Below are 9,151 nucleotides of genomic sequence, written 5' to 3'. Positions count from 1 at the left end.
CCACACCATGCAGAGCGAGGCCCAGGCCGAAGCGCTGCGGGTGAGTGGTGATCTCGACGGTCGCGCCGGGGGCCACGTGTTCGACGCGGATCTGGCGCGGGACGTCGATGAGGGCGTCCGCGGGGGTGATGGTCAGGGTCGGCGCCATGGCTTACTTGTCCGAGACTTTGGTGACCATCATGGCGGCCGTGCGGTCGCTGGTCATCGGCGTGACCTTCAGACCCTTCTTGGTCGCCCAGATGTTCTTGTAGTGGAACAGCGGGATGATGCCGACGTCATCGGACACGAGCTTGACGGAGTCGCGCAGGATGGCTTCACGCTTGGCCACGTCGAATTCCGAGGTGGATTGCTCCAGCGCGGTGTCGACCTTGGCGTTGGTGTAGTGGCCCCAGTTGGAGGCGCCCAGGCCCTTCTTGGCATCGACGGTGGCCAGGATGTTGACCAGCGCGTAGCTGGCTTCACCCGTGCCGTTGCCCCACGCCAGCATGCTGACGGCGAATTCGTTCTTGTTGGCGCGGCCCGAGTACACGGCCCACGGCACGACTTCCACTTGCGTCTTCACGCCCACGCGGGTCCAAAACTGCGCGACCGCCTGGGCCGTTTCCGGACCTTGCGGGTAGCGGTCGTTGGGCACGTGCATGGTCAGCTTGAAGCCATCCGGGAAGCCCGCTTCGGCCAGCAGCTTCTTGGCTTGCGCGACGTCGTTGGGGATGTCCTTGATCTCGGGGTTGTAGCCGAAGGTGCCCTTGGGCATCCACTGGTTGGCTTCGGTGGCGGCGCCTTGCAGGATGCGGTCGGCGATGGCTTTGCGGTTGATGGCCAGGTTCAGGGCTTGACGCACGCGCACGTCCAGCAGCGGGTTCTTGTCCAGCGGCTTGCCGTTGTTGTCGGTGATGTATTGGTTGGGCGCGGGGTTGAAGCTGGGTTGCAGCAGCATGACGCGCAGGCCGTCGTACGGGTAGACCGAGATGTTCGAGGCCTTCTGCAGCTTGGCCAGGTCGGACACCGAGACCTTGTCGATCACATCGACGTCGCCGGCCAAGAGGGCGGCGGTGCGGGCGGCGGCGTTGTTGATGTAGCGGTAGTTGACCTTTTCCCAGATCTGCTTGTCGCCCCAGTAGGCGTCGTTGCGTTCCATGAGGACGCGGTCGCCGGGGGTGTACGAGACGAACTTGTAGGGGCCGGTGCCGACCATGGCCTTGCCCGAGTTGTAGTCTTCGGTCGAGGACTTTTCACCGACGTGCTTGCTGACGACGTGGATCGACGCCAGGTTCAGCGGCAGGTCGGGGTTCGGGGCCTTGGTCTTGACGATGAGCGTCAGCGGATCCTTGGCGGTCATCGTGTCGATGGTGCGCAGGTAGCCGGCGTAGGTGGCGACGCTGCCGGGCACGCCGCGGGCGCGGGTGTAGGAGTAGATCAGGTCGTCGGCGGTGAACGGCGTGCCGTCCTGCCACTTGACGCCTTCACGCAGCTTGAATTCCCAGGTCGTGTTGTCCAGCGGCTTCCAGCTCACGGCCAGACCCGGCTGCAGCTTGTTCCACTTGTTTTCGATCAGCAGGTCCCAGAAGTGCAGGGCCACCGAGCGGTCGCCGGCGTGGTTGTTCAGTTGCGGGTCCAGCGACGACAGCGGGTCGGCAAAACCGATCGACAGGTTGTCGGCAGAGGCTGCGGCCGAGGCGCCCAGGATGGCGGCGGTAAGGGTCGAGAGAATCAGGCGTTTCATTGTCCGGAATCCTTGGTAAAGGGGGAACGGTGTGGGTCCAGCGGCCGCAGCGGTGGCGCCGCGGCCAGTGATCGTCAAGCCATGTCGTTCAGGTGACAGGCGCTCAGGTGGTTGATGGCGATTCCCTTCAGGGTGGGAACCTCGGTCTTGCAGCGCGGCATCGCGTGCGGACATCGCGGATGGAAATGGCAGCCAGAGGGCGGATTGAGCGGGCTGGGGATCTCGCCCTTGATCGCGGTGAAGATCTTGTGACGCGACTTCAGGGTGGGGATCTCGGCCAGCAGCGCCTGGGTGTACGGGTGGTTGGGACGCTGGAAGACCTCTTCCACGGTCGCCGTCTCCACGACGCGGCCCAGGTACATGATGACGACTCGGTCGGACAGATGTTCGACCACGCCCAGGTCATGGCTGATGAAGAGGTACGTCAGGTTCAGCTCTTCGCGCAGATCCATGAACAGGTTCAGGATCTGCGCCTGGATCGACACGTCCAGCGCGGCCACGGCTTCGTCGCAGACCAGCATGGACGGCTGCACGGCCAGCGCGCGGGCGATGCCGATGCGCTGGCGCTGGCCGCCGCTGAACTGGTGCGGGTAGCGCTGGCGCAACGCCGGGTCCAGGCCGGCGCGTTCGAGCTGCGCGCTGACGTAGTCGTCGAAGTCGCCGTTGCCGACCAGGCCATGGATGCGCGCCGCTTCGCCGACGATCTCGTCCACGCGCAGGCGCGGGTTGAGGCTGGCGTAGGGGTCCTGGAAGATCATCTGGACCTTCAGGCGCGCGGCGTGGGCCTCGGCCGCGCTCATGTCGGCCGGGCGCACGCCGTTGATGCGGACCTCGCCGCCCGAGGGCGTGAGCAGGCCGGCCGCAATGCGGCCCAGCGTGGATTTGCCGCAGCCGGATTCGCCAACCAGGCCGACGACTTCGCCGGGGTTCACGATGAGGTCGACGTGATCCACGGCTCGCGTGATGGCGGGCGGCTTGGACAGGCCCAGCGATTGCATTGCGCGGCCGGCGGCGCCGATCTTGCGTTCGCCGAAGCGCTTGCTGACCTGGCGCAGGTCGATCAGCGGGGTGGGGGCGTTGGCGGTTGCGCTCATGCCGCCACCTCGCGGTGGATCTGGATGGAAGGATGGAAGCAGCGCACGTCGTGTTCGGGTAAGGCTTGGGTGATGCCGGGTTGCTGGCCGCAGGCGGCGGTGGCGCGCGCGCAGCGCGCCGAGAACGCACAGCCGGCCGGCAGGTGCAGCAGATTCGGCGTCATGCCGGGAATCTGGCGCAGGCGCTGGCCGCGTTGGTTGTTGCTGGGCAGGCTGTCGATCAGGCCCACGGTGTACGGATGCTGCGGACGGTCCAGCACGTCGTCGACCTTGCCATGTTCGACGATGCGGCCGGCGTACATGACGGCTACGTCGTCGGCCAGGCCGGCCACCACGGACAGGTCGTGCGTGATCCAGATGAGGCTGGTGCCGTGCTGCTGCGCGAGCTTCTGCACTTCGGACAGGATCTGCGCCTGGATGGTGACGTCCAGCGCGGTCGTGGGTTCGTCGGCAATGATGAGATCCGGGCGGTGCAGCATGGCGATGGCAATGGCCACGCGCTGGCGCATGCCGCCGGACAGTTGATGCGGAAAGGCCAGCAGGCGTTCCTCGGGGCTGGGAATGCCCATCATGCCCAGCGTGTCGCGCGCCAGGATCCGGGCTTCGGCCTTGCTCATCCTGGTGTGGGCGCGCACGGTCTCGATCATCTGCACGTCCACCCGCAGCACGGGGTTCAGCGTCATCATCGGATCCTGGAAGATCATGGCGATGCGGTTGCCCTGCAATTTGCGCAGTTCGCGGGGTGCCAGCTTGGTCAGGTCGCGGCCCTGGAACAGGACCTCGCCGCCGGCGATGCGGCCCGGCGCGTCGACCAGACCCATGATGGAGAAGCCCGTGACGGACTTGCCCGAGCCGGACTCACCGACCAGGCCCAGGATCTTGCCGCGTTCCAGCTTAAAAGAGACGCCATCCACGGCGGGCAGCACGCCCGCGCGGGTATGGAACTGCGTGCGCAGGTTGCGCACTTCAAGCGTGGCCGGCGCGCCAGCCGAGGCGGAGCGGTCGGTCATTTGTGGGTCCTCGGGTTCAGCACGTCGCGCAGGCGGTCGCCCACCAGATTGATCGCCACGATGGTGATGAGCAGCGCGATGCCGGGGTAGAAGCTGATCCAGTATTCGCCGGACAGCATGTATTGGAAGCCGTTGGAAATCAGCAGGCCCAGCGACGGTTCGGTCACCGGCACGCCCAGGCCCAGGAAGCTCAGCGTCGCTTCCAGCGTGATGGCGCGTGCGATCTGCAGCGTGCCGATCACGATCAGCGGCGGCAGGCAGTTGGGCAGGATGTGCTTCAACATGATCCGCCAGTTGGGAATGTCCAGGCAGCGGGCGGCTTCGACGTACTCGCGGCGGCGTTCGACCAGAGCCTGGCCGCGCGCGGTGCGGGCGTAATAGGCCCATTCCAGGATCACCAGCGTCAGCACCACGTTGCCCACGCCCTTGCCCAGGTAGGCCAGGATCATCATGGCGACCAGGATGGACGGGAACGACAGGATCAGGTCGACCAGACGCATGATGAAGGCGTCGACCTTGCCGCCGGCGTAGGCGGCCAGCAGGCCCAGCAGCGTGCCGATGACGCCGGCGATCAGCGCCGAGCCCACGCCCACCATCAGGCTGATGCGCAGGCCGTACAGAATGCCGGACAAGAGGTCGCGGCCCTGGCCGTCGGTGCCCAGCCAGTAGTGAAAGGTCTCCAGGCCGTTCATGGTGCCGGGCGGCAGGCGCGAGTCCAGCACGTCGATCTGCAGCAGGTCATAGGGGTTCTGCGGCGAGATCCAGGGCGCCAGCACGGCGGCCAGGATCAGCAGCGTGGCGACCACCAGGCCAAGCACCGCCGTCTTGGACGACAGGAACTCGGTCAGGTTGCGGCGCCATGGCGACTCGCGGCGCAGGGCAGGCGCCTGCGCGGTATTGGATACGGAACTCATGCCGTGGCCTCCAGCCGCACCCGGGGGTCCAGCACTTTGTACAGAATGTCGACGATCAGGTTCAGCGTCACGAACAGGCACACCACCACGATCAGGTAGGCCACGATCACGGGGCGGTCCAGCGCGTTCAGGCTGTCCAGGATCAGCTTGCCGGCGCCGGGCCACGCAAAGATGCTTTCGGTGATGACGGCAAACGCGATGGTCGAACCCAGTTCAAGGCCCAGCACCGTCACCAGCGGAATCATGGTGTTGCGCAGCACGTGCACACAGACCACGCGGAACGGCGACAGGCCCTTGGCGCGCGCGAACTTCACGAAGTCCAGCGGCATCACGTCGCGCACGCCGGCGCGGGTCAGGCGGATCACCAGCGAGATCTTGAAGAGCGACAGGTTGAACGCCGGCAGGATCAGGTGACGCCAGCCGTCGGCCGTCAGCCACGACCACTGGAAGCCCAGAAACTCCACCGTCTGGCCGCGGCCGCTGGCCGGCAGCCAGCCGAGCGACACGCTGAACGCCATGATGAGCATCAGCGCGACCCAGAACGTGGGCAGCGAGAAGCCGACGATGCTGCCCGCCATGATCATTTTGGACGCGCGGCTATCGGGGTACAGACCGGCAAACAGGCCCAGCGGCAAGCCGACGATGACGGCAAACGACAGGGCGGTGATCGCCAGTTCAAGCGTGGCCGGCAGGCGCTGGATCACCAGTTCGATCGCCGGGATGTTGTAGACGAAGCTGTTGCCCAGATTGCCGTGCAGCGCGCCGTTCAGGAAGGCCAGGTACTGCTGCCACAGGGGCTTGTCCAGGCCGAGTTCGGCGATGATGCGCGCGCGGTCCACCTGGTCCACGTCCTGGCCGATCAGGATGTCGACGGGGTTGCCGATGGCGTGCAGCCCCACGAAGACGATCAACGTCATCAGGAGCACGACCACGGCGGCCTGCGCCACGCGGCGTAGCAGCCAAGCGGTCATTGCGCGGTCTCCGCTTGCGTGGCCGTCGCCGGCGCCGGGGCTGGGGTCCACTCATCGCCAAACACTTCGGGCTCGGAGAACGCTTCCATGTTGGCGTAGTGCGTGGCGACGTCTTCGCGGTAGAAGAGGCCCGCGATGCCTTGCGCCAGGCGCTTGGCGCCTTCGCTGATGGCGGGGATGTCGCCGGAGATCGTGCCCTGCGTCAGTGCGGCGGGGTACGAGAAGCAGTGGACGCGATCCAGGCCGGGGCAGGCGCCGGGCGTTTTTTCCTGCAGTTCGAAGACGGCGCCCAGGTCGGGCGAGTCATGCAGTTCCTGGTCTTCCTCGCCGGCGGGCGGCGTGTAGCGGTCGCCCCAGGCGCGCACATGAGGCGCCAGCGGCGCGAATTCCGGGCGCACGGTCCAGTCGATGCGAAAGCCCGTGGAGAAGATCAGGAAGTCCAGCACGAACACGCCCTTGGGCGTGGTGACGTGGATCTCGTCGTCGATCAGCGCCAGATCCAGCACGCCACAGCCCAGGTTGAAGAAGGCATTCGGGTGACGCGACACGCGCAGCGTGCTGCCGCGCGGGGGCGGCACCTGCGCGGCGTTGATGTAGTGGCGGATCTTCCACTTCCATTCGTCGGGCAGCGTCAGGTGGCCGTGCGTCAGGCCGGGATTGCCCGCGCCTTTGCCCTTGTTGATGCGGGGGATGTCGTTGCGGCGGATCAGCAGGTCGACGCTGGCCGCACCGGCTTCCAGCGCGGTCGCCGCGCTGTCCATGGCGGATGCGCCTGCGCCCACGACGCCCACGCGCTTGCCGGCCAGCGTGTTGTAGTCCATCACGTCGGACGAATGCGCCCAGCGGTCGCGCGGCAATTTCTTGGCAAAGTCAGGCACATACGCGCCGCCCAGGCCGTCGCGGCCAGTGGCCAGCACGACGCGGCGGGCCAGGACGGTGCTGCGGCCAGCCGGCGACTGGATGGCCAGTTCCACCAGCTTGTCGGCGCGCGGCTGCACGGACAGGATGCGGTGTTCGTTGCGCACGTCCAGGTTCAGCACGCGGCGGTACCAGCGCAGGTAGTCCATCCACTGCAGGCGCGGGATCTTGTCCAGCGCTTCCCAGGCGTCCAGGCCGAATTGCGCTTCGAACCAGGCGCGGAACGTCAGCGCGGGCAGGCCCAGCGCGGGACCGGTCAGTTGCTTGGGCGAACGCAGCGTTTCCATGCGGGCCGTCGTGGCCCACGGGCCTTCGTAGCCTTCGGGCGCCTGATCGAAGATCGGCGCCTCGATGCCCAGATGCTTGAGCGAAGCTGCCGCCGCAAGGCCGCCCATGCCGCCGCCGATGATGGCCACGTCCAGCACCTGCTGACCATCGACCAGCCGGGGTGTCACCCAGTTCTTGGCGGGCAGTTCCAGCCAGGACAGGTCTTGCCGAAGGCGCGCCTCCAGGGCGGGCAGGCCTTGCGGCGGGGTGGCGATGGGCAGATTCATGATGCGGGTGTTTCCATAACAGGGGCGTCATCGCCGTAGATCGACTGCAATAGCGCCGAATGCTCGCAGGCGTCATGCAGCACAAAGCCGGGCAGCAGGTCTGCGGCGGCTTCGGCCAACGCGTCCGCCATGGCTTGGCAGGCCGGCGTCAGCGTTTGCGACTGCGGGGTGATGACCCCAAAAAAGAAGGGGATGTCCAGGTCGATGGGGCGGATCGCCACGCCCGCCACGGGCGAGCCGTAGGCGGTCACGGGTTCCAGCACCGACACGCCAAGCCCGGCACGGACCGCGGCCAGGGCATTGACGGACGAATTGGTTTCGATGGTGCCCAGCGCCTGCACGTTGTGCGCCAGCGCGGCGTCCAGGCGGCGGCGCAGACGATAGGGATTGGCCATGGTGATGAGGCGGCGTCCGGCCAGGGCCGACACCGGCACCACGGCATGCTGCGCGACGGGATCGTTTTCGGGAACGGCGACCACGCAAGGCGCCTGGGCAATCCAATGCACGGTGAGACCGCGGTGCTCCAGCGGCAGGCTGGTCACGCCCAGTTGCGCGGCGCCAGACAGCACGGCATGCACCACGCGTTCGGGCGAGGCGCTGCGCAACTGCACGCGCGCGGCGCCGAGGCGGTCTTCGATTCGTTTGAGGGCAGCGGGCGCCAGACCGGCGGCGAGGGCCGACGTGGCGGTCACCAGGAGCGGCTGCGCCTGACCGCGCGCGATTTCGTCGGCCCGGCCGCGAATTTGCTGCAGGCTGGTCAGCGCGCGCTCAACGTCGTCATAAAGCAGGAACCCCTGTTCGGTCGGCGTCACGCGGGGACCGCTGCGCGCGAACAGGGGATAGCCGATTTCGGCCTCCAGTTCCTGCAACAACCGGCTGATCGCCGGCTGCGAGCGTCCCAGCAGCCGTCCGGCGGCGGTGACGCTGCCGGTGGACATGACGGCCGCGAAGGCCTCGAGTTGACGGAGTTCCATTGGTCTTGATTTATGCCAAGGACGAATTCTGGCCGCTCGAGTATGCGCCCTACAAATACTAAAAAGGCATAAGTAAATTCCCTAAATGCGAATGACCTCGCATTTTTAATTACCGCGAGTTATTTCAAGGACTTAGGGTAAGTCCGGAGGGAGGCGGAGTGGAGCGCTAGGACTCGTCGTGCCCGGGCTGCGCATCCCGAATCGGCGCATTGGACGCCAGCAGCGCCCGCCCTTTTTCCGTCAGCACCAGGACGGCTTCGCCCTTCACGGTGCTTTGTTCCGGCGTCATGTCGATGAGGCCATTTGCCGTGGCGTCTTCCCATGCCGACAGCCTGGGGCAGTGGGTACGCCAGGCTTCCATAGTCTCGGCGTATGTGCGGGGACGCGCTGCAATCCACAGCAGGAATTGCACGAGATTGCCGTGTTGCGACGCACCGGTTTCCAGTTCTGCTTGCGGATGGTCAGGCATGGGGTTGCCTCCGTTCTGGGGCAGGGATGCGTCTTGACGATACTCCCGTGCGCGCCGCTACTCCAGCGCTATCTAGGCGCCATCCCCTTGCGCAATCGGTTGGCGGGTTCCATCAGCGCATCCTTCATGTCGTCGCGCTCCAGCACGCATGGTTCGTGTTGCAGGTCGCGCATGAAGTCGTCGTAAAGCTCGCCGGTGATTCCGGCCGGGCGCTTGAAGTCGCCGGATAGCTGGTAGGCGCGCAGCAGGATGGAACGCAGCCGCTTGACCTCCCAGAGCAGGGCGATCACATCGGGGTTCCAGGGCTGACGCTCGCGGATGAAACGCAGGTCGGTGTGGGAGAGGGGGGTTTTGAACGGCATGGCGGAAAATACTGTTTATTTATCCAGTATAGTCCGCGCGGATTGCCGGTAGGTGTCGGTGTTTTCACGGGTAACGCTGCAATACCGAATGTGAGAATTGTTGAGCCTTGCGCGCGCGTTCGTCCGTACCATTCCCTGAAAGCAAAATGAAAGGGAGTGGAA

At 66.1% G+C, this 9,151-nt stretch carries 9 protein-coding genes; all 9 read right to left on the bottom strand.

Annotation, left to right across the window (positions count from 1 at the left end; genetic code table 11):
* Positions 1-151: 151 nt before the first annotated feature.
* Positions 152-1,723: an ABC transporter substrate-binding protein gene (locus tag RT697_RS06940; RefSeq protein WP_105239321.1), complete on the bottom strand. Its 1,572-nt coding sequence runs from the start codon at positions 1,721-1,723 to the stop codon at positions 152-154.
* Positions 1,724-1,797: 74 nt separating this feature from the next.
* Complete coding sequence (locus RT697_RS06935) at positions 1,798-2,817, bottom strand: oligopeptide/dipeptide ABC transporter ATP-binding protein (RefSeq protein ID WP_313697688.1); 1,020 nt, start codon at positions 2,815-2,817, stop codon at positions 1,798-1,800.
* Positions 2,814-3,827 (bottom strand): ABC transporter ATP-binding protein, encoded by a 1,014-nt coding sequence (locus RT697_RS06930; protein WP_313697686.1) that lies wholly within the window; start codon positions 3,825-3,827, stop codon positions 2,814-2,816. The genes RT697_RS06935 and RT697_RS06930 overlap by 4 nt, the downstream gene beginning before the upstream one ends.
* Positions 3,824-4,741 (bottom strand): ABC transporter permease, encoded by a 918-nt coding sequence (locus RT697_RS06925; protein ID WP_175121174.1) that lies wholly within the window; start codon positions 4,739-4,741, stop codon positions 3,824-3,826. The genes RT697_RS06930 and RT697_RS06925 overlap by 4 nt, the downstream gene beginning before the upstream one ends.
* Complete coding sequence (locus RT697_RS06920; protein ID WP_313697685.1) at positions 4,738-5,712, bottom strand: ABC transporter permease; 975 nt, start codon at positions 5,710-5,712, stop codon at positions 4,738-4,740. Before RT697_RS06920 ends, RT697_RS06925 begins: the two co-directional genes overlap by 4 nt.
* A complete protein-coding gene (locus RT697_RS06915) occupies positions 5,709-7,184 on the bottom strand; it encodes an NAD(P)/FAD-dependent oxidoreductase (RefSeq protein WP_313697683.1) in 1,476 nt (491 codons plus the stop codon). The genes RT697_RS06920 and RT697_RS06915 overlap by 4 nt, the downstream gene beginning before the upstream one ends.
* Entirely contained in the window at positions 7,181-8,158 is a 978-nt protein-coding gene (locus RT697_RS06910; RefSeq protein WP_313697681.1) for a LysR family transcriptional regulator, read from the bottom strand. The genes RT697_RS06915 and RT697_RS06910 overlap by 4 nt, the downstream gene beginning before the upstream one ends.
* 166 nt (positions 8,159-8,324) lie before the next feature.
* Positions 8,325-8,627, bottom strand: coding sequence for a hypothetical protein (locus RT697_RS06905; protein ID WP_313697679.1), 303 nt, complete (start codon positions 8,625-8,627; stop codon positions 8,325-8,327).
* 68 nt (positions 8,628-8,695) lie between these two features.
* Positions 8,696-8,989 (bottom strand): hypothetical protein, encoded by a 294-nt coding sequence (locus RT697_RS06900; RefSeq protein WP_313697677.1) that lies wholly within the window; start codon positions 8,987-8,989, stop codon positions 8,696-8,698.
* Between the last annotated feature and the right edge of the window lie 162 nt (positions 8,990-9,151).

The organism is Achromobacter sp., assembly GCF_032113835.1.
GTDB lineage: Bacteria > Pseudomonadota > Gammaproteobacteria > Burkholderiales > Burkholderiaceae_B > Achromobacter.
Note: the sequence above shows the minus strand (reverse complement) of the source record. Positions and strands in the feature narration are given on the sequence as shown.